This window comes from Amycolatopsis sp. cmx-11-32, assembly GCF_047608695.1.
Lineage (GTDB): Bacteria > Actinomycetota > Actinomycetes > Mycobacteriales > Pseudonocardiaceae > Amycolatopsis.
In genome coordinates this window covers 301,564-323,542 of the sequence record NZ_JADNQN010000003.1, presented here as the reverse complement: position 1 = coordinate 323,542, position 21,979 = coordinate 301,564, and the positions used below count along the sequence as shown (strand labels likewise).

23 protein-coding genes are annotated in these 21,979 nt (G+C 68.6%); 14 read left to right on the top strand and 9 right to left on the bottom strand.

Annotated features, from left to right (window positions below):
• Window positions 1-54 precede the first annotated feature (54 nt).
• On the bottom strand, window positions 55-516 hold the full coding sequence (locus ACM6LR_RS10370) for a MarR family winged helix-turn-helix transcriptional regulator (RefSeq protein ID WP_414938911.1): 462 nt from the start codon (window positions 514-516) through the stop codon (window positions 55-57).
• A 154-nt stretch (window positions 517-670) separates the two neighbouring features.
• Between ACM6LR_RS10370 and ACM6LR_RS10365 the strand changes: the two genes are divergently transcribed.
• Genes ACM6LR_RS10365 through ACM6LR_RS10355 form a run of 3 tightly spaced genes read left to right on the top strand, consistent with a single transcriptional unit; the run spans window position 671 to window position 3,324 of the window.
• Complete coding sequence (locus ACM6LR_RS10365; protein ID WP_414938912.1) at window positions 671-1,249, top strand: ArsR/SmtB family transcription factor; 579 nt, start codon at window positions 671-673, stop codon at window positions 1,247-1,249.
• Window positions 1,246-2,484 carry an MFS transporter gene (locus tag ACM6LR_RS10360; protein WP_414938913.1) on the top strand — a complete coding sequence of 413 codons (1,239 nt, stop codon included), beginning with the start codon at window positions 1,246-1,248 and terminating at the stop codon, window positions 2,482-2,484. The genes ACM6LR_RS10365 and ACM6LR_RS10360 overlap by 4 nt, the downstream gene beginning before the upstream one ends.
• Before the next feature lie 15 nt (window positions 2,485-2,499).
• Complete coding sequence (locus ACM6LR_RS10355; RefSeq protein ID WP_414938914.1) at window positions 2,500-3,324, top strand: metallophosphoesterase family protein; 825 nt, start codon at window positions 2,500-2,502, stop codon at window positions 3,322-3,324.
• A 518-nt stretch (window positions 3,325-3,842) separates the two neighbouring features.
• On the opposite strand, the gene ACM6LR_RS10350 is transcribed toward ACM6LR_RS10355, so the two are convergent.
• Together ACM6LR_RS10350 and ACM6LR_RS10345 are read right to left on the bottom strand one after the other, a co-directional pair.
• Window positions 3,843-4,742, bottom strand: coding sequence for a PAC2 family protein (locus ACM6LR_RS10350; protein WP_414938915.1), 900 nt, complete (start codon window positions 4,740-4,742; stop codon window positions 3,843-3,845).
• Window positions 4,743-4,795: 53 nt separating this feature from the next.
• On the bottom strand, window positions 4,796-5,905 hold the full coding sequence (locus tag ACM6LR_RS10345; RefSeq protein ID WP_414943649.1) for an FAD-dependent oxidoreductase: 1,110 nt from the start codon (window positions 5,903-5,905) through the stop codon (window positions 4,796-4,798).
• Between the two features lie 71 nt (window positions 5,906-5,976).
• Between ACM6LR_RS10345 and ACM6LR_RS10340 the strand changes: the two genes are divergently transcribed.
• From ACM6LR_RS10340 to hisG, 6 genes are all read left to right on the top strand, one after another.
• Complete coding sequence (locus tag ACM6LR_RS10340; protein WP_414938917.1) at window positions 5,977-6,657, top strand: TetR/AcrR family transcriptional regulator; 681 nt, start codon at window positions 5,977-5,979, stop codon at window positions 6,655-6,657.
• Between the two features lie 64 nt (window positions 6,658-6,721).
• Window positions 6,722-7,402 (top strand): HAD family hydrolase, encoded by a 681-nt coding sequence (locus ACM6LR_RS10335; RefSeq protein WP_414938918.1) that lies wholly within the window; start codon window positions 6,722-6,724, stop codon window positions 7,400-7,402.
• 55 nt (window positions 7,403-7,457) lie between these two features.
• The gene (locus ACM6LR_RS10330) at window positions 7,458-8,924 is read left to right on the top strand and encodes a DNA-3-methyladenine glycosylase 2 family protein (protein ID WP_414943648.1); all 1,467 of its coding nucleotides are present in this window, start codon (window positions 7,458-7,460) and stop codon (window positions 8,922-8,924) included.
• Window positions 8,925-8,939: 15 nt separating this feature from the next.
• Window positions 8,940-9,431 carry a methylated-DNA--[protein]-cysteine S-methyltransferase gene (locus ACM6LR_RS10325; protein WP_414938920.1) on the top strand — a complete coding sequence of 164 codons (492 nt, stop codon included), beginning with the start codon at window positions 8,940-8,942 and terminating at the stop codon, window positions 9,429-9,431.
• Between the two features lie 72 nt (window positions 9,432-9,503).
• On the top strand, window positions 9,504-9,767 hold the full coding sequence (locus ACM6LR_RS10320) for a phosphoribosyl-ATP diphosphatase (RefSeq protein WP_414938921.1): 264 nt from the start codon (window positions 9,504-9,506) through the stop codon (window positions 9,765-9,767).
• Between the two features lie 32 nt (window positions 9,768-9,799).
• The gene (hisG, locus tag ACM6LR_RS10315; RefSeq protein WP_414943647.1) at window positions 9,800-10,645 is read left to right on the top strand and encodes an ATP phosphoribosyltransferase; all 846 of its coding nucleotides are present in this window, start codon (window positions 9,800-9,802) and stop codon (window positions 10,643-10,645) included.
• A 45-nt stretch (window positions 10,646-10,690) separates the two neighbouring features.
• On the opposite strand, the gene ACM6LR_RS10310 is transcribed toward hisG, so the two are convergent.
• The 3 genes from ACM6LR_RS10310 to ACM6LR_RS10300 all read right to left on the bottom strand — a co-directional run bounded on the left by ACM6LR_RS10310 (window position 10,691) and on the right by ACM6LR_RS10300 (window position 13,632).
• On the bottom strand, window positions 10,691-11,626 hold the full coding sequence (locus ACM6LR_RS10310; RefSeq protein WP_414938923.1) for a ParA family protein: 936 nt from the start codon (window positions 11,624-11,626) through the stop codon (window positions 10,691-10,693).
• A 233-nt stretch (window positions 11,627-11,859) separates the two neighbouring features.
• A complete protein-coding gene (locus ACM6LR_RS10305) occupies window positions 11,860-12,648 on the bottom strand; it encodes a thioesterase family protein (RefSeq protein ID WP_414938924.1) in 789 nt (262 codons plus the stop codon).
• 90 nt (window positions 12,649-12,738) lie between these two features.
• A complete protein-coding gene (locus tag ACM6LR_RS10300) occupies window positions 12,739-13,632 on the bottom strand; it encodes a PD-(D/E)XK nuclease family protein (RefSeq protein WP_414938925.1) in 894 nt (297 codons plus the stop codon).
• Window positions 13,633-13,760: 128 nt separating this feature from the next.
• On the opposite strand from ACM6LR_RS10300, the gene ACM6LR_RS10295 reads away from it, so the two are divergent.
• Window positions 13,761-14,912: a site-2 protease family protein gene (locus ACM6LR_RS10295; protein WP_414938926.1), complete on the top strand. Its 1,152-nt coding sequence runs from the start codon at window positions 13,761-13,763 to the stop codon at window positions 14,910-14,912.
• Window positions 14,913-15,010: 98 nt separating this feature from the next.
• Window positions 15,011-15,835: a tRNA (adenine-N1)-methyltransferase gene (locus tag ACM6LR_RS10290; RefSeq protein WP_414938927.1), complete on the top strand. Its 825-nt coding sequence runs from the start codon at window positions 15,011-15,013 to the stop codon at window positions 15,833-15,835.
• Window positions 15,836-16,065: 230 nt separating this feature from the next.
• Here ACM6LR_RS10290 and ACM6LR_RS10285 read toward each other — a convergent pair whose 3' ends face one another.
• Together ACM6LR_RS10285 and ACM6LR_RS10280 are read right to left on the bottom strand one after the other, a co-directional pair.
• Window positions 16,066-16,515 carry a hypothetical protein gene (locus ACM6LR_RS10285; RefSeq protein ID WP_414938928.1) on the bottom strand — a complete coding sequence of 150 codons (450 nt, stop codon included), beginning with the start codon at window positions 16,513-16,515 and terminating at the stop codon, window positions 16,066-16,068.
• 10 nt (window positions 16,516-16,525) lie between these two features.
• Window positions 16,526-17,365: a hypothetical protein gene (locus ACM6LR_RS10280; RefSeq protein WP_414938929.1), complete on the bottom strand. Its 840-nt coding sequence runs from the start codon at window positions 17,363-17,365 to the stop codon at window positions 16,526-16,528.
• A 361-nt stretch (window positions 17,366-17,726) separates the two neighbouring features.
• Here ACM6LR_RS10280 and arc point away from each other — a divergent pair, with 361 nt between their 5' ends.
• Window positions 17,727-19,529, top strand: coding sequence for a proteasome ATPase (gene arc, locus ACM6LR_RS10275; RefSeq protein ID WP_076161922.1), 1,803 nt, complete (start codon window positions 17,727-17,729; stop codon window positions 19,527-19,529).
• A gap of 55 nt (window positions 19,530-19,584) precedes the next feature.
• Here the strand turns inward: arc and ACM6LR_RS10270 are convergent, their stop codons facing one another.
• Window positions 19,585-20,496: a DMT family transporter gene (locus tag ACM6LR_RS10270; RefSeq protein ID WP_414939154.1), complete on the bottom strand. Its 912-nt coding sequence runs from the start codon at window positions 20,494-20,496 to the stop codon at window positions 19,585-19,587.
• 143 nt (window positions 20,497-20,639) lie between these two features.
• Here ACM6LR_RS10270 and ACM6LR_RS10265 point away from each other — a divergent pair, with 143 nt between their 5' ends.
• Entirely contained in the window at window positions 20,640-20,984 is a 345-nt protein-coding gene (locus ACM6LR_RS10265; RefSeq protein ID WP_410598890.1) for a hypothetical protein, read from the top strand.
• On the top strand, window positions 20,981-21,934 hold the full coding sequence (locus ACM6LR_RS10260) for an aldo/keto reductase (RefSeq protein ID WP_414943646.1): 954 nt from the start codon (window positions 20,981-20,983) through the stop codon (window positions 21,932-21,934). Before ACM6LR_RS10265 ends, ACM6LR_RS10260 begins: the two co-directional genes overlap by 4 nt.
• Window positions 21,935-21,979: the final 45 nt, after the last annotated feature.

Below are 21,979 nucleotides of genomic sequence, written 5' to 3'. Positions count from 1 at the left end.
GCGGTGTCAGTTGTCCATGATGCGAGCAGTCTAACGCAACCCATGTAGCGTTAGTCAACCCCCAGTGCGCAACCTGTTGGCTTCTTGCTCGGCGAAGGTGCGCCCGTCGGTCATGACGCCGAGCAGTCCGGCGAGCTGGCGCCGGTCCAGGCGGCCAAGGCGGTCGCCGAAGAACCGGGCCATGGGGGCGTAGAGGTCTGAGACCTCGCCGAGCCGGTCCGGCAGTGGACGGACCAGGAGGCGACGGCGATCGGCCGGATGCGGGACCCGTTCGACCAGGTCCCGTGCCTCCATGCGATCGAGCATCCGGGTCACCGCGCCGGTGGTCATGCCGAGCGCCCGTGCCAGCTGGGTCGGGGAGGTCGCGGCGCCGCTGATGACCAGTTGGAGTCCGTGCAACTCGGTGGGGCTGACCCCGAGCCGTTCCGCCATGGCCGTGTGGAACAGCACGGTCGCGCTGACGAACCGGGGGATCTCCAGAGCCGCCGCGGTGGCGAGTTCTCGCTGGTCAGGCATGTGCGTTCCCACGGGTCAGTAGTTGAGTTGTGCAGTTACTGCGGTGGGCAGCAGCTGTCGCGGCAAGGGTATCGAGGTCGGTTGACATGCTTGCGGCCACCTGCAACTCTGAAAGAGAACTTTCGAAAGACTTCTTTCAGATTGGATCGAGGCGATGGCCGGGTTGCCGCCGCGCAAGCGGATCGAAGACGTCGAGCTGATGCGGGCGCTGGCGCATCCGTTGCGTTCGGCGCTGGTGGACCACCTGATGGCGGTCGGCCCGCGGACCGCGAGCGAATGCGCGACGGCCGTGGGCTCGACAGCCTCGAACTGCAGCTGGCATCTGCGCCAGCTGGCCCAGCACGGCCTCGTGGAGCGGGTCGAGGGGGAGGACGGGCGAGAACGGCCCTGGCGCGCTTGCCAGGTCGGCATCGAGCTCGGCGACGGACCGGAGCTGCGCGGGGCGCGGCTGGCGGTCGTCGGAACCACGCTCGCGCGGGAGAAGGAGCTGATCGAGCGCTATCTCGACGCCGCCGACCAGCTCGACAAGGAATGGCAGGACGCGTCCGGGATCAACACGTACTCGCTGCGGGTGACCGCTGCGGAGCTGGACGAGCTGGTCCGGGGGATCGACGCGCTCGTACGACCTTACGTCAGCACGATCCGCGAAGACGCCCCTGCGGGAGCCCTGCCCGTCCACTTGGGACTGCGGGCGTTCCCGCGCATCGACACCGAGGGGAAACCGAGTACTTGAAACCGTTGACAGAACCCGCTTTCGCGAGGCTGTGGGTCGCCGCCTTCTTCTCCGAGACCGCCGAGTGGATGCTGCAGATCGCCCTGCCGGTGTTCGTGTTCCAGGCGACCGGTTCCGCGGCCACCACGGCGTTGAGCATCATCCTCGGCCTGGTGCCCGCGGTGCTGCTGAGCCCCATCGCCGGCGTGATCGCGGACCGCTGGAACCGGCGGCTGGTGCTGTGCGTGGTGTGCGCGGGGCAGGCTTTCGTGGCGCTGCCGCTGCTGTTCGTCGCGTCCGGCGGCCCGGTGTTCGTGCTCTACGGGGTCATGGCCGCTCAGGCAGGACTGGCTTCGTTGTTCGAACCCACGCGTAACGCGCTCGTACCGGAACTGATCGCACCGGACGAGCTGATCGGCGCCAACGGGCTCATGAGCATCAACAGCAGCGTCGCGCGCCTCGCCGGAGGCTGGGCGGGCGGTCTCCTGCTCGGTTTCGGCGGGCTGGGCTGGGTCGTGGTGGCCTATCTCGGGGTGCTGGTGATCGGCTCGGCCCTGCTGGCACGCCCGTTCCGGCAAGTCGGCGCGCCGATCGCGGCGGGCCCGCACGAACCGGTGCTGCGAGCCTGGCTGGACGGGCTTCGCGAAATCGGCCGCGAAGGGCGCCTTCGCCTCGCCAGCGTCGTCGTCGTTCTGACTTCTCTGGCGCAGGGGATGTTCCTGGTGCTGTTCGTGGTGTTCGTGCTCGGCATCCTCGACGGCACCGAAGGCGACGTCGGACTACTGCGCGGGGTGCAGGCGCTGGGTGGGCTGGCCGCGGGATTCGCCGTCGCCACCGTCGCCCGCAAGGTCGCGCCCGCCGCTCTGCTCGGCTGGGGCGGGCTCGCGCTCGGCCTGCTGTCGGCGCTGATCTGGAACCTGCCCGCGCTGACCGCGTCGCTGGGTGTCTTCATCGGACTCTTCGCACTCGTCGGCGCGCCTGGGGTGCTGGCCGGATCCGGTTTGCTCTCCCTGGTCCAGACGACCGCGTCCCCCGAACGGTCCGGTCGCGTGCTGAGCACCATGTTCGCCGGGACGGCCGGGTTCACCGCGCTGGGCGCTCTGCTGGCTGGCGGACTGGTGAGCGTGCTGGGCACCGGCGTCCTGCTGAATCTCCAGGCGGGGCTGCACGTCGCTTCGGCGCTCATCGTGCTGGGCGTGTCGGCATCGGGACGGTTACGCCGCGATGCGGTTTTGGCGGCTCACCAGTCCGGGTGAAGCTACGGTGGTGGAGTGCCGCATCTCTTCGCCACCAGCGACCTCCACGTCACCCATGAGGGCAACGCCCCGCTCGTCGACGAGGTCGTACCCCGGACCCCTGACGACTGGCTGCTCGTGGTCGGTGACGTCGCCGAACGAGCCGACTCCGTGACCGGGGTGCTCAGAACCTTGCGGGAACGCTTCGCGAAGGTCGTCTGGGTACCCGGTAACCACGAACTGTGGACCACCCAGAAGGACGAATGTCAGCTACGGGGCCAGGCGCGCTACGAGCACCTGGTCGAGCGATGCCGGGAGATCGACGTCCTCACCCCGGAGGACCCGTACCCGGTGTGGGAACACCAGGAGAAGCCGCTGACGATCGCCCCGCTGTTCGTGCTGTACGACTACAGCTGGCGGACCCCCGCGGCGGAGGGGCTGCCGCTGCTGACGGCCGTCGACCAGGCACGCGAGGCGGGCGTGCTGTGCACGGACGAGTTCTTCCTGCATCCGGATCCGTATCCCAGCAGGCAGGCGTGGTGTGCCGACCGGGTGAAGATCAGCACGGAGCGGCTGGAGGCGATCCCGGAGGATCACGGGACGATCCTGATGTCGCATTGGCCGCTGCACCGCCACCCCACCGAGCCGTTGTACTGGCCGGAGTTCGCGCTGTGGTGCGGGACGACCGAGACCGAGGACTGGCACCTGCGTTTTCGCGCGGAGGTCGCCGTCTACGGGCACCTGCACATCCCGCGTTCGACCGAGGCGGACGGGGTGCGGTTCGAAGAGGTCTCGCTCGGCTATCCGCGTGAGTGGCGGAAGCGGGCGCGAGGCCCCATCCCGCTGCGACGCATCTTCTGAGACCCGATCCAGGCGGTTACCGGCGCCCTGGTCGCTCTGAAGTACATGAAGGCCCCCTTCCTTGCGCCTAGCGCAGGGTCCCGGCCAAGTCGCGGAGCTGCTGGTCTGCGCTGCTGGGCGGTAGTCCGGGCTTGACGTTGGTGCCTGTACGGGTCGAGTGGGGAGGATTTGGGACCTTGAGCGTCCGAAATCCTCCCCACTCGGGCGTGTGCCGGAGGTGAACCTCTGTTGGTCAAGCTTCGCAACCGGTGTGATCAGCTCGCGCAGCGACGGATAGCCGCTTGACCTGCGAGATCTCGACTTTGCCGGGACCCTGGCGCCTAGCGCCGGAAGGGGTCCCTCATGTACTGGGGGAAGGTGTGAAGGTCGAGTTACTGTCGGCTCCAGCCGCCTCTACCACTCCGAGCACCGGCTTTTCCCGCGTGTCCCGATCCCTCACGCCTGCCTGCCTGCCTGCCTGCCGCAAGTAGTCCTCTACTTGCGGCAGGCAGGCCAGGGTGAGTGAGAGGGCTTGGCTGTCAGCCTCGTCCCGGACCGTCCTGGCCGGGACGGCGCCGCCGCAGGTACCGCTCGAACTCGGCCGCGATCTTGTCCCCGCTCACGTCGTCCAGCGTGAACTCGGTTTCCGCGTCGCCGCGCTCCTCGAGCCCCCGGACGTACTCGGTGATCTCCTCGTCCTCTTCGGCCATCTCGGTGACCGTCCGCTGCCACTCCTCGGCCTGCTCGGGAAGGGCGCCGAGCGGGATCTCGACGTCGAGGACGTCCTCGAGTTTGTGCAGCAGCGCGAGGGTGGCCTTGGGCGACGGCGGGTGCGAGACGTAGTGCGGCACGGCCGCCCAGATCGACACCGCCGGGACACCGGCCTGTACGCAGTAGTCCTGGAGGACGCCGACGATGCCGGTCGGGCCCTGGTAGTTGTTCAGCTCCAGGCCGAACTGTGAAGCGGTGTCCTTGTCGTACGCCGTTCCGGTGACCGGGACGGGCCGGGTGTGCGCGGTGTCGGCCAAGAGAGCGCCGAGGGTGACGACGGTGGCCACGTCCAGTTGCTGGATGTGCTCCAGCAGTTCGGCGCAGAAGGCTCGCCAGCGCATGTTCGGTTCGGGCCCTTGGACCAGCACGACATCCCGGCTGACGCCTTCCGGGCGGCAGACCGAGAGCCGTGTGGTCGGCCAATCGACCCTGCGGGTGACGCCGTCCACCATGCGAACGGTCGGTCTGCTCACCTGGAAGTCGTAGTACTCGTCCGGACTCAGCTCGCTCAGCGGTGTCGCATCCCAGTTGAGCTGCAGATGCTCGACCACCCGGCTGGCCGCGTCACCTGCGTCGTTCCATCCTTCGAACGCCAGGATCATGATCGGCTTGGTGTCATCCGGGTGGTCGCGGCCGGGCCGCTGGGTCTCGTCGACGGGCTCACTCACCGGACCAGCCTACGACCACGCGGCCCCGCGCCGTTGAGCATGTCCGGTCGTCTTCAGCCGGGTTGGAAGAACGCGAGCAGTTTCCGGGCGGCGTCCGGCGAGCTCAGCAATTCGTGCATGTCCGCGCACATCCGGGCGGCGGCGCTGGTGCGTTCGAACATCTCGCGTTCGTATTCTCCGACGGCGGCGGGGAAGTCGTCCGGGTGCGCGGCCAGCGCGAGTGCGAGCAGGGCGCCGTCGAGCAGCGCCATGTTGGCGCCCTCGCCCGTCGGCGGCATCAGGTGCGCGGCGTCGCCGACCAGCGTGACGTCCGGCGCCGACGGCCAGGTCAGGCCGGCCGGGAGAGTGGTGATCTGCCGTGACACGACCGTGTCGTCGCAGGCCGCGATCAGCGCGGTGAACCGCGGGTCCCAGCCGTCGAGCAGGGCGATCAGCCGCGCCCGGGCGGCCGCCGGGTCGTCGAACGGGATCCCGCTGACGGCGAGCCAGTCCTCGTCGGTGTGGTAGAAGCTGAGGCCGATGCGAACGCGGCCGTCGCCGTTGCGCTGCGCCCCCATCGATATCCCGCCGCCGAGCACCCAGTAGTTGCCGCGTCCGACCATCGCCGCGAGGTCGGGGTGCGTGCGGTCGATGTCGGGAATGCCGACCTCGACGGTGTTCTGGCCGATATGCGCCGGGCGGGCGTCGGTGAGCAGCGCGCGGACGCGGGACTGCGCGCCGTCCGCGCCGACCAGCAGGTCGTACGTCGCGCTGCGCCCATTGGCAAAGCGCAGCACGCCGTTGTCGGCGGAGCTGAACGCGTGCCCCCAGCGAACCGTGTCTTCGGGGAGGGAATCGAGCAGCAGGTCGCGCAGATCGGCACGGTCGACCTCGGGGCGGACGAGCGGGGCGTCGTCGGGCGTGTCCTCCTGGAGCAGCAGGGTGCCGTCCGGTTCCAGAAGCCGCATGTCCTGGCCCTCACCGCGGGCGATCGCGAAGAACCGGTCGATCAGACCGGCCTCGCGCAGTGCTCGCTGGCCGGAGTGGATGTCGAGCATGCCGCCCTGGCCACGGGCGTCGCGTGACGGTTCACGTTCGTACACGACGGCGTCGATGCCGTGCACGTGCATTACTCGGGCGAGAGCCAGGCCACCGAGGCCTGCTCCGACGATGGCGATCGTCATGGGCATCCCCCTTCGATACACCGTACTTGTCAATACACTGTATCGACACGATGCGATGTATTGTCAACGGAATGTTGGTGTGGGAGAGGCCGGAGCCGCCGAATCGACCCGTGCCGGTCCCGCTGAGCAGGGAGCGGATCGTGCGAGCGGCGATCCAGCTGGCCGACGCGGACGGCCTGGACGGGGTGTCGCTACGCAAGATCGCCACCGCGCTGGACGTCGGCCCGATGCGGCTGTACGGCTATATCGAGAGCAAGGACGAGTTGCTCGATCTGATGGTCGACGCCGTCCACGCCGGGATCCAGCCGTCCGGGGACGGACGGCGGGAGGTGCTCCGGTCCCTTGCCGAGACCACCCGGCACGCCGCTCACGAGCACGAATGGCTCGCCGATCTCCTGGGCGGCAGGCCCCGGCTCGGGCCGCACGCGCTGGCCACGTCGGAGTGCGTGTTGGCCGCGATGGACGGCGCCGGCCTGGACGTCGTCATGCCGGTCGTCGCCGCGGTCAACGCGTACGTGATCGGCGCGGTGCGCCGGGAGATCGCCGAGCGACGTGCCGAACGGGCCACCGGGATCGACAAGAGGCGCTGGCAGGTCGCGCACGGCCCCTATTTGGAACGGGCCTTCGCCGAAGGCCGTTACCCGGCGCTGGCAACGGTGGTGCGTGACGCCGCCCACCTCGACGCCGACGAGACCTTCCGGATCGGCCTCGAATGCCTGCTCGACGGCATCGAAGCCCGTATCTCCAGGTGAGCTGGGCTCGGTTACCGTGGAGACGGAAATCGGTACTTCAACACGCGATCATCGAGGGGGAGCCGTGACCGAACCGTCCACACTGGACGGACTCGCCGCCGTGCTGTGGGATATGGACGGCACGCTGGTCGATTCGGAGAAGCTGTGGGACGTCGCCCTCTACGAGGCCGTCGAGACCCTCGGCGGCACGCTGACCGAGGAACAACGCCTGAGCCTCGTCGGGTCCAATATGGACGACACAGCCGCGTTCCTTCTTGAAGTGTGCGCCAAGCCCGTCACTCCCGGGTCGATCGCGGAGATGGGGGAGTGGATCCGCGAGCGCACGGCCAACCTCTTCGACGGCCCCCTTCCGTGGCGCCCCGGCGCTCAGGAGCTGCTCGAACTTTTGCGCGCCGAAGGGGTGCCGATGGCGCTGGTCACCTCCACCGAACGGTCGCTGACCGAACTCGCCCTCAACACCATCGGTCGCGAGTACTTCGCCGCGACCGTCTGCGGTGACGAGGTCGATGGTCTGAACAAGCCGGACGCCAGGCCGTACGAGCTGGCGACGGAGTTGCTGGGAGTCCCGGCTTCCCGATGCGTCGCGATCGAGGATTCACCGCCGGGCGCCGCTTCCGCGGCCGCGGCCGGGTGCACGGTGATGGTGATCCCGAACGACGTCGAGGTCCAGCCGGGAGAGCGGCGCGTGTTCCGGTCGTCGTTGGTCGGGCTCGACGTGTCCGCGCTGACCGCGTTGCTGCCATGACCACCATGTCGCATTCCCGCTAGACCCCGGCCGCGTGGTCGGTGATGCTGACGGGGTGCATGAGGACTTCGAGCGTTGCGTCCGGGCGGTCCAGGCGAAGGACGACCGTTTCGACGGCTGGTTCTTCACCGCCGTCCTGACGACGCGGATCTACTGCCGGGCGAGCTGCCCGGTCGTCCCGCCCAAACCGGAGAACATGTCGTTCTACCCGAGTGCGGCGGCCGCGCAGGAGGCCGGATTCCGCGCCTGCAAACGGTGCCGCCCGGACGCGAGTCCCGGTTCGCCGCAGTGGAACGAGCGTGCGGACCTGGTGGCCAGGGCGATGCGGCTGATCGCCGACGGCGTCGTCGACACCGGCGGCGTGAGCGGTTTGGCCGCCCGGCTGGGATACAGCGTCCGGCAGGTCGAGCGGCACGTGCGCGCCGAACTCGGCGCGGGCCCGCTCAGTCTCGCCAGGGCGCAACGCGCACAGACGGCGCGGCTGCTGATCGAGACGACCGGTCTGTCGATGATCGACGTCGCCCTCGCCGCCGGTTTCGGCAGCGTCCGGACGTTCAACGACACCGTCCGCGAGGTCTTCGCGCTGTCCCCGACCGAACTGCGAGCCCGGGTCCGCACCGCGCCGGCGACCGCGCCCGGGACGCTGAACCTGCGCCTGCCCTACCGGAAGCCGTTGTTCCCGGACAACCTGTTCGGACACCTCGTCGCGACGGGAATCCCCGGCGTCGAGGAATGGCGTGACGGCGCTTATCGCCGGACGCTGCGGCTGCCGCACGGTCCCGCCGTCGTCGCGTTGAAGCCCGAATACGGCTACATCGGTTGCCGGCTCACCCTTTCGGATTTGCGGGACCTCTCGACCGCGATCAGCCGCTGCCGCCGCCTGCTCGACCTCGACGCCGACCCGGTCGCGGTCGACGACGCGCTGGCCGCGGACCGGCTGCTCGGGCCACTCGTGGCCACCGCACCCGGCAGGCGGGTGCCGAGGACGGTCGATGGCGAAGAGTTCGCCGTCCGCGCCGTCCTGGGCCAGCAAGTGTCCACCGCCGCCGCACGGACGCACGCCGCCCGGCTGGTCCTCGCGCACGGCGAGCCCGTCGAGGACGCCGAGGGTGGAAGTCTCACGCACGTCTTCCCCGACGCCGCCGCGCTCGCGGAGATCGACCCGGAAAGCCTCGCGATGCCGCAGAGCCGCAAGCGGACCCTGCTCGGCCTCGTCGCCGAACTGAACAACGGCGGTCTCGACCTCGGGGCGGGCAGCGACTGGCAGCAGGCTCGGGAGCGGCTGCACGCGTTGCCCGGATTCGGCCCGTGGACCGTCGAGAGCATCGCGATGCGCTCGCTCGGCGACCCGGACGCCTTCCTGCCGACCGACCTCGGCGTCAAGGTCGCCGCGAAGGGGCTCGGGCTCGGCCAGGCCGCGTTCGTCGCGCACGCCGAGCGTTGGCGTCCGTGGCGTGCCTACGCCGTCCAACACCTCTGGGCGACCGGGGACCACCCGATCAACCGGCTGCCCGCCGCCTGAGTTCCGAGGAGCGCCATGCGCACGCACAACGTCATCGACAGTCCATACGGCCCGCTGACCCTGGTCGCGGACGGCGAGTGTCTCTGCGGCCTGTACATGGTCCAGCAGCGACACCGCCCGGCAGAGGAGACCTTCGGCCATCCGGATCCGAGCGCGCCGGTCTTCGTGGAGACCGAGAAACAACTGAAGGAGTACTTCGCCGGCCAGCGGAAGGACTTCGATCTCCCGCTGAGCTTCGGCGGCACCGAATTCCAGCGGATGGTCTGGAAAAGCCTGCGCGGAATCCCATATGGCGAGACGGTTTCGTATGGCAGGCTGGCCGACCGGCTCGGCAGGCCAACCGCGTCGCGGGCAGTCGGGCTCGCGAACGGGAAAAACCCGATGGGGATCATCGTGCCGTGCCATCGCGTCGTCGGTTCGACCGGCGATCTCACCGGCTACGGCGGTGGTATCGAACGGAAGAGGCAGCTGCTCGACTTCGAGCGGGAGGGCGCCACGCTGTTCTGAGGTGTGAAGCGGGTGCCAACTCACCGGCCCGGGGCAGCGCGACGCGAGCGTGGATGGAAGGATCTCCAGACTGTGAAGACCTTCGATGAGCTGTTCTCCGAGCTTGCCGACCGCGCGGTCACGCGCCCCGACGGTTCCGGCACCGTCGCCGCGCTGGACGCGGGTGTGCACGCGCAGGGCAAGAAGGTGCTCGAAGAGGCGGGCGAGGTGTGGATCGCCGCCGAGCACGAATCCGACGACAGGCTCGCGGAGGAGATTTCACAGCTGCTGTACCGGGTACAGGTGCTCATGCTCGGCCGTGGACTGTCGACAGAGGACGTGTACCGGTACCTGTGACGCGTTCGCGTCCGGAGAACCAAGGAGAAGCAATGCTGCGTGTCGCCGTGCCGAACAAGGGAGCCCTCGCCGCCGCCGCGTCGGAGATGCTCGGAGAGGCCGGCTATCGCAAGCGACATGAGGCCCGCGACCTGACCGTGCTGGACGCGGTCAACGAGGTCGAGTTCTTCTTCCTGCGTCCCAAGGACATCGCGATCTACGTCGGCTCCGGCGAGCTGGATCTCGGCATCACCGGCCGCGACCTCGCGCTCGACTCCGGTGCCCCGGTCGAGGAGATCCTCAGCCTCGGTTTCGGCGGCTCCGCCTTCCGGTACGCCGCGCCGGCGGGCCGGGACTGGAAGGCCGAAGACCTGCAGGGCAAACGGCTCGCGACGTCGTATCCGCGGCTCGTCCGGGAGAACCTGAAGCAGCACGGGGTGGAGGCGGAGGTCATCCGTCTCGACGGCGCCGTCGAGATCTCGATCCAGCTCGGGGTGGCCGACGCGATCGCCGACGTCGTCGAGTCCGGACGTTCGTTGCGCCAGCACAACCTCGTGGCCTTCGGTGATCCGATCTGCGTGTCCGAAGCCGTGTTGCTGCAGCGGGCCGGTACCGAGCAAACCAGGCCCAAGGACCAGCTGAAGGCGCGGCTTCAGGGTGTCGTCTTCGCCCAGCACTACATGATGCTGGACTACAACTGCCCGCGTTCGCTCATGGAAGCGGCCGTCGCGATCACGCCGGGCCTCGAGTCGCCGACGGTCGCGCCGCTGGCCGACGAGGACTGGGTGGCCGTGCGTGCGATGGTGCCGCGCAAGGAGGTCAACCGGATCATGGACGAACTCGCCGAGACCGGCGCGAAGGCCGTCCTGGCTTCGGACATCCGGGCCTGCCGCTTGTAGGTGATTGCGCGTGAGGTCGCAAGTAGTCGACTACTTGCGACCTCACTACCGAGGTCGGTTCGGCTTCTTGGGCATGAGGTCGTAGAGCCGCTTCCGCGCGCCGTTGTCGTTGGCGCTGCGCGTCACCGAGACCTCGGTGATGAAGTCCTCGAAGACGAACTCCTCGTCCGCTGGCACGATCGCCGGAGCCGGGTGGTTCCGCAGGTAACCGTCCAGCGTTTCCGCGATCTCCCGGAACGACAGAGCCTGCAGGGTTTCCGGCGCGTAGGTCGTCACGGGCACGCCGTGCGCGGCGGCCTCGTTCATCACCACACCGAGCGGGACGTGCGAGAGCATCGGGATCCCGAACGTGTACAGCTCCTGCAACGCGGCCGCCGCGTAATGCGAGATCGGGCGGCGGTACAGCCCGGGAACGAGGCCGTAGTAAGCGATCGGCGGGCGGCCGACGGTCTGTTCGACGTAGCGCACCTGGTCCGAAAGCAGGCGCAGCGCCCGGATGCTCGTCCGGTCCGGCTGCACCGGCACGAGGATCCCGTGCGAAGCGGCGAGCGCGTTGTTGGTCAGCACGTCGAGCGCGGGCGGGCAGTCGATGATGACGTGGTCGTAGTTCGCGAACTGGATGACCCTGGCCAGCTGCCAGCCCGGCACGCGGAACTGGTCCAGCCGCCGGATCAGGTCGAACATGCCCGGCGACGTCGGGATGACGTCGAACGCGCCACCCCGGCCGAGGTTGCTGCGCGGATGCCGCACGGCCAGTTCCTCGATCGGGCCCTTCCACACCTTGGTCAGGGCTTTCGCCAGGCTGGGCATCTGCGGGGCCACCTCGTCCAGACCGAGGAGTTCGGTGGTCGCGTGCCCCTGTGGGTCGAGGTCGATCAGCAGCACCCGGCGGCCACGCTCGGCCAGTGCGGCCGACGCGCCCACGCTGAGTGAGGTCTTGCCGACCCCGCCTTTCTGGTTGACCACCGAGGTGATCTGCATGCCGAAGCGCTCCCTGCGTCTGTTGTTCCGGGAAGGCTATTGGAAACGGGCTCAGAAAGCGCGTCTATCTGACGGTGTTTTGGTCGCGCGCTCCTGGAGGCATCCCGCAGGGCACATATCTCGGCACGCTTCGCTTCGCGTTGGACAGTGCCCTGTCAAATGCTTCCTGAGCCCCCGGCGTGAAGCGGCGCTCAACTGCGGTTCAGCTGGTCAGGGCCGTACGGCTGGCAATATCAACCCGCCTGTCGCGGCCGCACCAGCAACGCCTGCGCTCCGGAGGCGAGCGACCCCGACACGTCGTGCAGGGTGGTCGTCGCCGTGCCGACACCGTTCGGGCCGACCAGGGTGGCCGCGTCGACGCCGATCCATTCACCCAGTGGTGGGCGGCGGAGGTGCACGGTCAGCTCCGAGTTGATGAACCACCACTCGCGCGGGTCGAGGAAGTTCGAGATCCCGTTGCCGGAGTCCGCAAGGACGAACAGTCGCTGCAGCGCGCTCGGCTTCTCCCCGTCCACGAGGGCGACGCGCTGACGTCCCCAGACCGTCGCGGGGCCGGGTTCGTCCAGCGCGCCCTTGACGCGCCGCCACTCGACGGCGTCGAGGTAACCGCCGAGCCAGCCTTCCGGCATGCTCGACGTCGTCGGCAGGTCGTCCGGCGACGGCAGGGCGGGGCCTTCGGCGGTGGCGACCGCCGTGGTGTCCGAGGTCGCGATGCGCCAGGCCGAGGCGCGGGCGACGACTCGCTCGCCGTGGGCGAGTTCGGCCTCCAGCCACTCGACCGAACGGCCCGGCCGTGCCACCCGGGCCCGCACCGAAAGCTCCTTCAAGGGCGCGGGGCCGAGGATCTCGATCGTCACCCGCGCCAGCTGGCTCGCGTGTGGTGCTTCGAGGTCTTCGAGTGCGCGGACCAGCAATGCCGAGGGCGGCCCGAAGTGCTGCGCGTCCGGGGTCCACGGGCCGGCGGTGTGCGGGGTCGGGACGAACAAGTCGTCGCCTGACGGCACGTAAAAGGCTTCTGTCACACCGGCAGCCTAAGGCCGTGTCCGGTAAGGCTTGTTCCCGGTCTTCGCGCCAGGATCACGAAGCCCATCGAGCAGATTCACTGGACACGGCTAATCCGCACGGTCCAAAACGGACTCTTCGCCGGGATCCGGTTCGGGCCAGCCGGGATAAGGCGGGGGAGTGCCGCCGTACTGCGGGCAGACGGCCTGGTGGTCGCACCACGCGCACAGTTTGCTCGGATTGGGCCGGAAATCGCCGGTTTTGCCCGCTTTGAGGATCGCCTGCCAGATCGCCTCGAGCGTGCGCTCGAACCGGACCAACTCGGCCTCGTCCGGCGTGTAGGCCAGTGATTGCCCATCGGTGAGGTACATCAGTTTCAGCTGGCGCGGCACGACACCACGAAGCCGCCAAAGGACCACGGCGTAGAACTTCATCTGGAACATCGCCTTGGCCTCGCCGATCTCGCGGGGCGCGGCGCCGGTCTTGTAGTCGACGACGCGGATCTCACCGGTCGGCGCCACGTCCAGCCTGTCGACGTAGCCCCGCAGCAGTACCCCGGAGCCCAGCTCGATCTCGACGTGCAGCTCGCACGCTTCGGGTTCCAGCCGACGTGGGTCCTCGAGCCCGAAGTAGGTGTCGACGAGCTGCTCCGCCGACGAGAGCCAGGAAGTGACGGCTTCGGGATCCTCCTGATCGAACAGCTCGATCCACTCCGGACGTTCCGCGGACAGCGTCTCCCACGCCGGTGCGAGCAGCTCCTTGGCCTGCGGAGGGGTGCGATCGGCCTGGGGAAGGGAGAACAGGCGCTCCAGCACGGAATGCACCAGTGTGCCGCGAAGCTGGGCCTTCGTCGGGATCTCGGGCAGCCTGTCGACGGCGCGGAACCGGTAGAGCAGCGGGCACTGTTTGAAGTCGCTGGCACGCGACGGGGACAGGGCCGGCCGACGGCGCGGGGTTTCGGCGCCGGGCGGGGGATCGGCGGTGACCGTGTCGGTGTCGGGCATGCAGGCAGGGTAGCGCCGGGTACCGACAGTTCTCCGACCGCAACGCACCGGAGCGGCATGACCGACACCACCCGGACGGGAAGGGCGGGTCACGAGCATCCCACACCTGGACATCTACGCTCTGACACATGGCGGTGACGGGTGAGCAGGGTCCGCCTCGACGAGGCGTGGCCCCGGCGGGTGGGCTCCTGCTGTTCCGCGTCTCCGGGATCCCTGTGCTTCTCGCCCCTTCGTGGTGGATCGGCTCTCTGATCATCGTGGTGCTCTACACGCCACTGGTCGGCCGGTTTCTACCCGGTGCGAGCACGCTGACCTCGTGGCTGCTGGCGGCCGCGTTCGCGGTCCTGCTCGGACTTTCGGTACTGGCGCACGAACTCGGGCACTGCCTGGTGGCGCTGCGCCTGGGCATCCCGGTCCGGCGCCTGCGCCTGTTCCTGCTCGGTGGTCTCTCCGAGGTCGCCAGGACTCCCCGGCAGCCGCGCCATGAAGGGTTCGTCGCCGCCGCGGGTCCAGCGGTTTCGTTGCTGCTCGGTGGTTTCTGCGGGCTGCTCATGTTCGCCGTCCCGCCGGAAAGCGCGGCATGGCTGCTCATCGCCGAATGCGCCGTCGCGAACTTCGCCGTCGGGTTCTTCAACCTCCTGCCGGGGCTTCCGCTCGATGGAGGTCGCCTGGTTCGCGCCGGCGTCTGGGCGGCGACGGGCCGCCGGGACAAAGGCACTCGCGCCGCCGTCGTCGGTGGCGGTGTCGTCGCGGCCGGACTGATCGTCTGGGCGCTGTGGGGCCTGGCGGCTGGCAGCGAGGATCGCTGGCTGCGGCTCGGTGTCTGCGTCGTGACAGCGTGGTTCGTGATCCTCGGCGCGCGAAGCGAACTCGCCGCCGAAACACGGCGAGGCTGGCCCGAAGGCGTCCAGCTGAGTGAACTCGTCCGGCCCGTTCTCCAGCTTCCCGCCGAAAGCCCCGTATCGGACGCGCTGGCCGCTTCCGCGGGCCGTGGGGTGGTCCTGGTGCGTGCCGACGGCGTCGCCGCCGGCCTGCTCGACGAAACGGCCGCGGCACAACTGGCGGGCACGTCGCCGCACGCTCCCGCCGAGATGGCCGCGGAGCCGATCCGCGCCGACACCGTGCTGCTTTCTTCGGAGTCGGGGGAGGAGATCGCCGAGCGGGTCAGGGAAACCGCCGCGTGGCAATTCCTCGTCGTGGACGACGAAGGCAGGCCCGCGGGCGTGCTCCGGCGCGAGGACCTGCGCGCCGCGATGACCCGGAGTCGACCCCCGGCGTAGCGCGGTACGGCCACCTGCGAGGATCGGTCGTCCCGTCCGAGGCAATCTTTCCCGCCGAGGACGCATGGGCTCAGTGTGTTCGCGCGTATGGAGGTTCAGTGTCGGTCCGTGGGCCGTTTCGTATTGGTGACCGGGTTCAGCTGACCGACTCCAAGGGGCGGCACTACACCATGGTGCTCGCCGAGGGACAGCAGTATCACACCCATCGCGGCGCGCTGGCGCACGACGACGTGATCGGGGCGCAGGAGGGTTCGGTCGTCACTTCGGCGGGCGGCAGCCACTATCTGGCGCTGCGCCCGCTGCTGCCGGACTACGTGCTGTCGATGCCGCGCGGCGCGCAGGTGATCTACCCGAAGGACGCCGCGCAAATCGTGATGTGGGGTGACATCTTCCCGGGCGCGCGGGTGCTCGAGGCCGGCGCCGGTTCCGGTGCGCTGACCTGTTCGCTGCTGCGGGCGGTCGGTCCGGAAGGCAGCGTGCGGTCCTACGAGATCCGGGACGACCACGCCGAACACGCCGAACGGAACGTGGAGAAGTTCTTCGGCCACAAACCGGACAACTGGTCGCTGACGGTCGCGGACCTGTCGACGCACACCGGTGAGGTCGACCGGGTGGTGCTCGACATGCTGGCGCCCTGGGACCAGCTGGAGACGGTCGCCGCGCAGCTGGTGCCCGGCGGCGTGCTCACGGTCTATGTGGCGACGGTCACCCAGCTTTCCCGGATCACGGAAGCCTTGCGGGACCAGCAGTGCTGGACCGAGCCGGAATCTTTCGAGACGCTCATGCGCCCCTGGCACGTCGTGAGTCTCGCGGTGCGGCCGGATCACCGGATGGTCGCGCACACCGCGTTCCTGCTGACGGCGCGCCGTCTGGCCGACGGGACCGTGTCACCGCGGGTCCACCGCCGCTCCGGCAAGGGCTGAGGCGAACCACTCACGAGACCTTCCTGCCAGTCTGGCCGTCTCACGTGATTGGTTGGACGGCACGTGTGATCAGACGGACGACACGCGAGCGGCCGGGCTGGGCGTCGAGTCGTTTTCTGAACACGCGTGTCGTCCATCCCGTCACGCGAGGCGTCCCCCTGGTCACGCGAAACCGCCACCGGCGCACCGCGGTAGGTACCTCGGGCGCCTGGAGCGCCGGTGACCGAGGCTTACGGCACGCACCACTTCCCGTCGCGTTTCTTGAGTGGGAAGGGTGTGTCCTTCTGGCCGCCCGCGCCCTCGACATGGACGGTCACGGTGGCCGAGTCGCCACCGACCTTCGGCGGGTCCGGGACGGTGGCGCTCACCTCGCCCGCGGCCTCCCACTTGCGCTTCAGCTCGGCCAGATCCGCCGACGACTGCTGGGTGCAGGTGAGCTTGCCGAACGCCGTCGCGTCGTGATTCACGATGGCCGCGGCGATCGCCTTGCCGACCACCTCGACCGCCGCCACGTCCGGATCCACCGGGACCGGCCGGGACGAACCCGGCCACGACGGAGGCGCCGCGGTGCTCGACGCGGCCGGGTCGGAGCCTGAGGGGGCCACCAGCAGCAGCCCCACCACGACACCCACCACGACCGCGCCGCATCCGGCGAGAACGGCGATCAGCCTGCTGGACACCGTTTTCGCGTCAGCTCTTGCCGCCGGTGAAGCACCAGAGGTCGGACTCCTTCTTGAAGTTCAGGTTGCCCGAGTCGGCCTTGCCGTTCTGGGTGACCTTCGCCGGGAGCTTCGCGGTGTCGCCGCTGACCGTCAACTCCCCGGTCTTCTCCATCTTGATGTCCTTGGCGATCGGCACTTCGTCCTTGGTGTTCACGCTGCGGCAGGCCGACTGCGCGACGGTCTTGCCGTCGCCGGCGTTGTAGGCGGCGAGGACGGCGTCGGCCACCTCCTGCGGCGTCGCCTTGCCCAGCGGTGCGGGACCGGAGCCCTTGCTCGCCGAGGTGCTCGGTGAGCTGGACTTGCTCCGGGTCGAAGAGGTCGACGGCTTCTTGGACGACGAAGACTCGGAACCCGTCGGGGCCACGCTGCTGGAACTCGCGGGCGGCGCCGCGGTCGGATTGTCGTCGCCCGAGTTGAGCGCGATGACGAGGGCGGTGACACCGCCTCCGACCAGGACGACCGCGCCGATCGCGATGCCGACGATCAGGCCGGTCTTCTTTTTCTTCGGCGGCTCACCGTAGCCGCCTTCCTGCGGGTAGGCGTTGTAGCCGCCCTGCTGCTGACCGTACGGATCCGGCTGGCCGAACTGCTGCGTGGCACCGGGGTGTCCCTGCTGGGGTTGGGGGCCGCTCTGCGGGTACCCGCCCTGCTGGCCGTACGGATCCTGCCCGTACTGACCGGGCTGCTGGCCGTACTGGCCGTCACCGGGGTATCCCTGTTGCGGCTGGGGGCCGCTCTGCGGGTACCCGCCCTGCTGGCCGTACGGATCCTGTCCGTAGCCGCCGGGCTGCTGCGGCGGGTAAGTCATGGCTGTTGCCCCCTAGTTGTTCTGCGAAAATGCTCAACTCGACATGCCGGTCCGCCTCCCCGGCGAACGTCGGCCCGATGCTAGCCACCGAGCCGGATCGCCGCTCGATTAGGGCCGAACTGATACCGGAACCCGTTTGCACCCGGACGGAGCCGGGTATTCCGCCGCAGGTCAGGGCAGGTGGACGGAGTGTGACCATGGGAGTGCCGGACCCGGCACCGGGATGGCCTCTTGCGCGGCGGGAACGTACGTGCGTCAGGTCGTCCGGAACGCGACGCGCCGATCTTGTGATGCGGAAAGGCCTTTTATTGTCGGTGATCGCCGGTACCGTGGAATGAAAAGCACTCCGAGGAGGTGCCCAATGCATCATGACCTTCCCGGAGGTCGGCGCGAGGAGGCCGACCCTTCAGAAACGACCGGAGCTGGAACCACGTCCGACGAGCAGGCACGTCAAATTCGCTTCCTCGAGGAGGAAGTGGCCCTGCTGCGCCGGAAGCTCACCGATTCGCCACGTCAGAACCGGGTGCTGGAGCAGCGACTCGCCGAAGCGTCGGAACGAGTGAGCCAACTCACGGAACGCAACACGAAACTGGTCGAGACGCTCCGCGAGGCGCGTGGCCAGTTGCTCGCGTTGCGAGAGGAGGTCGACAGGCTGGCCCAACCTCCGAGCGGTTACGGCGTGTTCGTCACCGCATACGAGGACAACACGGTGGACGTGTTCACCGCGGGCCGCAAGATGCGGGTTTCGGTCTCACCCGCGGTGGAGGTCTCGTCGTTGCAGCGCGGACAGGCGTTGCGGCTCAACGAGGCCCTCACCGTCGTCGAAGGCGGCGACTTCGAGAAGATCGGCGAGGTCTGCGCGCTGCGCGAGGTGCTGGCCCCGGACGTCGAGGGCGGCAGCCCCCGTGCGCTCGTGGTGGGGCACGCGGACGAGGAGCGGGTCGTCCTGCTCTCCGATCCGCTGGCCGAACAGCCCCTCAAGCCGGGCGATTCCCTGCTGGTCGACTCGAAAGCCGGCTACGCCTACGAGCGCGTGCCGAAGGCGGAGGTCGAGGATCTCGTGCTGGAGGAGGTGCCCGACGTCCAATACGAGGACATCGGTGGCCTCACCCGGCAGATCGAGCAGATCCGCGACGCCGTCGAGCTGCCGTTCCTGCACGCGGATCTCTACCAGGAGTACCAGCTGCGCCCGCCGAAGGGCGTACTGCTCTACGGGCCTCCTGGCTGCGGTAAGACCCTCATCGCCAAGGCGGTGGCCAACTCGCTCGCCAAGAAGGTCGCGGAAGCACGCGGCGACAAGGCGGACGGGAAGTCCTACTTCCTGAACATCAAGGGTCCGGAGCTGTTGAACAAGTTCGTCGGGGAGACCGAGCGGCATATCCGCCTGATCTTCCAGCGGGCTCGGGAAAAGGCCTCCGAAGGTACCCCGGTGATCGTGTTCTTCGACGAGATGGACTCGATCTTCCGCACCCGCGGTTCGGGCGTGTCCTCCGACGTGGAGACCACGATCGTCCCGCAGCTGCTCTCGGAGATCGACGGTGTCGAGGGCCTGGAGAACGTCATCGTCATCGGCGCCTCCAACCGTGAAGACATGATCGACCCGGCGATCCTGCGGCCGGGCCGGCTCGACGTCAAGATCAAGATCGAGCGTCCGGACGCCGAAGGCGCGAAGGACATCTTCTCCAAGTACCTGTCCGACGGTCTGCCGATCCACGCCGACGATCTCGAAGAGTTCGGCGGGGACCGCAGGGCGACGTTCGACGCGATGATCCAGCACACGGTCGAGCGGATGTACGAGGAGACGGACGAGAACCGGTTCCTCGAGGTCACCTATGCCAACGGTGACAAGGAGGTCCTGTACTTCCGTGACTTCAACTCGGGCGCGATGATTCAGAACATCGTGGACCGGGCGAAGAAGTCGGCCATCAAGTCGGTGCTGGAGACCAAGCAGCCCGGCCTGCGTGTGCAGCATCTGCTGGACGCGATCGTCGACGAGTTCGCGGAGAACGAGGATCTGCCCAACACCACCAACCCGGACGACTGGGCCCGGATCTCCGGCAAGAAGGGCGAGCGGATCGTCTACATCCGCACGCTCGTCACCGGCAAGAACCAGGATTCGGGGCGGGCGATCGACACCGCCACGAACACCGGTCAGTACCTGTAGAACAAGCCGAAGGGGCCCTTCATCGCATGCAATGCGATGAAGGGCCCCTTCGTTTTCAAACGGCTACAGGTTCCTTGACCTTCTTGCGCGGGCTCAGGCGACCGTGCGCGGCCAGGATCCCCAGTACGACGAGCAGCGCGCCGACGGGCTGGTTCCACGCCAAGGGTTCGTCGAGGACCAGAACGCCGAGCAGTACGCCGACCACGGGTGTGAGGTAGGTCACTGCTGACGCGTTCGACGCGCCCCACGCCGCGATGATCGACGCGTTCCAGGCGTAGGCGAGTCCGGTGCCCAGTGCTCCGAGCGCGATCATGCTGAGGACGATCGGCGTGTCGAGGCGCACCGGCGTCGTCGCGATGAACGGCGCGAGCACCAGCATCACGACGGCGCCGCAGCAGACTTGCCCGAGGGCGATGGTCGGCGCGTCGAGGTTCCGCCAGGAGATGAACCGCCGCACGTAGACGAACGAGATCCCGTAGCAGGTCGTCGCGCCGAGGCACGCCAGTTGTGCGGTCAGTTCGTGGGAGAGATCGATCCCTTGCCAGACCCCCACGATGGTGAGCACGCCGAGGAAGCCGAGGACCAGGCCGGTCGTGCGGGCCTTCGTGAAGCGCTCGGCGGGCAGCGCGGCCGCGGCGACGAGCATGGTGATCAGCGGGGTCGTCGCGTTGAAGATGCTGGCGAGCCCGGACGAGATGTACTGCTCGGCCCAGGAGAACAGCAGGAACGGGATGACACACAGCAGCACGGAGACGACCGCGAGATGGCCCCACAGCGCCGGATCGCGGGGGAGTGGTTTGCGGCGCCAGGCGGCGATGCCGATCAGCGCCAGTGCGCCGAGGCAGACGCGGGAGAGCGCCACCTGAGCCGGCGAAAGGCCGGTGAGACCGATCTTGATGAACAGAAAACTCGCGCCCCATACGATCGCGAGTGCCGCGAACCGGGTCGTGATACCGAAACGTCCCAATTGTCCTTCTTCCGAGTCCTTGCCTTCGAACTCAGTGAAGCGGGAATCCACTGTGTACTCCAGCGGTTTTCGGACGATGTGTCCGACGCCTCCGGCGCGCCTCTCGGCCGAGGCGAGCGTATAACGCTCTATACTTCGGAGCCGTGAGCGAATCTTCCGGGCGCCCGCGCGCGCCGATCACCGAGGCCGATGTCCTGGCTTGGCTGGAAACGACGGCCGCCGCCGTTCAGGCGGGGGAAGTGAGCGCCCCCGAACTGATCGAAATCCTAGGGGAGTTGCGACGCGCCTCCGCGGCCTGCGCCGACGCGTCCGACTGGGCGTTGCTCGCCGCCAGGGAAGAGGGCGCCAGCCTCCGTCAGATCGCGCCGGTCTTCGGCAAGGGTTACGTTCGGGCTCCGGCGGCCCGCCTCGAAAAGCTCCATCGGCAGGCGCAGAACTCGAGCCAGTGGCTCGCGATCCTCCGGCACAAGAACGAAGGAGCCCGGTGACAGACTCGGAAATCCCCGTCGACGAACGCATCGCCGTCGGACTGGCGGCGCTCGGCAGGCCCGCGTACATCAATCTGGGCCGGGTCGACGCGCTGCCGCCAGTGCGCGACTTCGAGGCGATGCGCGCGGCGACCTATGCCGTGCTCGACGACGCGTACCGGGCAGGCGTCCGGTGGATCGACGTCGCCCGTTCGTATGGCTCCTCCGAGGAGTTCCTCGCCGGCTGGCTCGCCGATCGCGCCCACCCGGAGGTGACCGTGTCGAGCAAATGGGGCTACCGCTACGTGGGGGAGTGGAAGCTCGACGCGGCGGTGCACGAGGTCAAGGAGCACACCGCGGCGCGGTTCGCCGGACAATGGGCGGAAACCGTTGGTCTGCTGGGAAAGGCGGTGTCGCTCTACCAGGTCCATTCGCTCACTGTGGACAGTCCGCTGTTCACCGACGACAGGCTCGTCGGCGCGCTGGCCGAACTCGCCGCCGGCGGTGTCCCGGTGGGGTTCTCCACGTCCGGGCCGGAACAGGCCGACGCGGTCAGGCGGGCGTTCGAACTGGAAGTGTCCGGAACGCCGGTTTTCAGCGCCGTGCAGTCGACGTGGAACCTGCTGGAACCCTCCGTCGGCCCGGCGCTCGCCGAGGCGCACGCGGCCGGGAAACGGGTATTGGTCAAGGAAACGGTCGCGAACGGACGGCTGGTGGTCGAGCCGCCGCCCGCTCTCGGGAGGATCGCGCGGGAACACGAAGCCGGCCCGGACGCGGTGGTGATCGCGGCGGTACTGGCGCAGGACTGGCGGCCGGTCGCGGTCATCGGCCCGTCGAGCACGGCGCAGCTCGCGGAGAATCTCGTTGCCACGAAGGTGAAGCTGACCGCGGAAGAACTCGGGGAGCTGGCCGCGCTCGCCGAAGAACCGGTCGCCTACTGGCGGCACAGGTCCTGCCTCGGCTGGCACTGACGGGCTGGTCTAGTCTCGCGGCAAACGTCTGGCGGGTCACCGGGG

Excerpts from the sequence above, each read along its gene's own strand:
- ACM6LR_RS10370 (WP_414938911.1), bottom strand. The coding sequence starts at position 516 with ATGCCTGACCAGCGAGAACTCGCCACCGCGGCGGCTCTGGAGATCCCC.
- ACM6LR_RS10365 (WP_414938912.1), top strand. The coding sequence starts at position 671 with ATGGCCGGGTTGCCGCCGCGCAAGCGGATCGAAGACGTCGAGCTGATG.
- ACM6LR_RS10345 (WP_414943649.1), bottom strand. The coding sequence starts at position 5,905 with ATGACGATCGCCATCGTCGGAGCAGGCCTCGGTGGCCTGGCTCTCGCC.
- ACM6LR_RS10340 (WP_414938917.1), top strand. The coding sequence starts at position 5,977 with ATGTTGGTGTGGGAGAGGCCGGAGCCGCCGAATCGACCCGTGCCGGTC.
- ACM6LR_RS10325 (WP_414938920.1), top strand. The coding sequence starts at position 8,940 with ATGCGCACGCACAACGTCATCGACAGTCCATACGGCCCGCTGACCCTG.
- hisG (WP_414943647.1), top strand. The coding sequence starts at position 9,800 with ATGCTGCGTGTCGCCGTGCCGAACAAGGGAGCCCTCGCCGCCGCCGCG.
- ACM6LR_RS10310 (WP_414938923.1), bottom strand. The coding sequence starts at position 11,626 with ATGCAGATCACCTCGGTGGTCAACCAGAAAGGCGGGGTCGGCAAGACC.
- ACM6LR_RS10300 (WP_414938925.1), bottom strand. The coding sequence starts at position 13,632 with ATGCCCGACACCGACACGGTCACCGCCGATCCCCCGCCCGGCGCCGAA.
- ACM6LR_RS10295 (WP_414938926.1), top strand. The coding sequence starts at position 13,761 with ATGGCGGTGACGGGTGAGCAGGGTCCGCCTCGACGAGGCGTGGCCCCG.
- ACM6LR_RS10280 (WP_414938929.1), bottom strand. The coding sequence starts at position 17,365 with ATGACTTACCCGCCGCAGCAGCCCGGCGGCTACGGACAGGATCCGTAC.
- arc (WP_076161922.1), top strand. The coding sequence starts at position 17,727 with ATGCATCATGACCTTCCCGGAGGTCGGCGCGAGGAGGCCGACCCTTCA.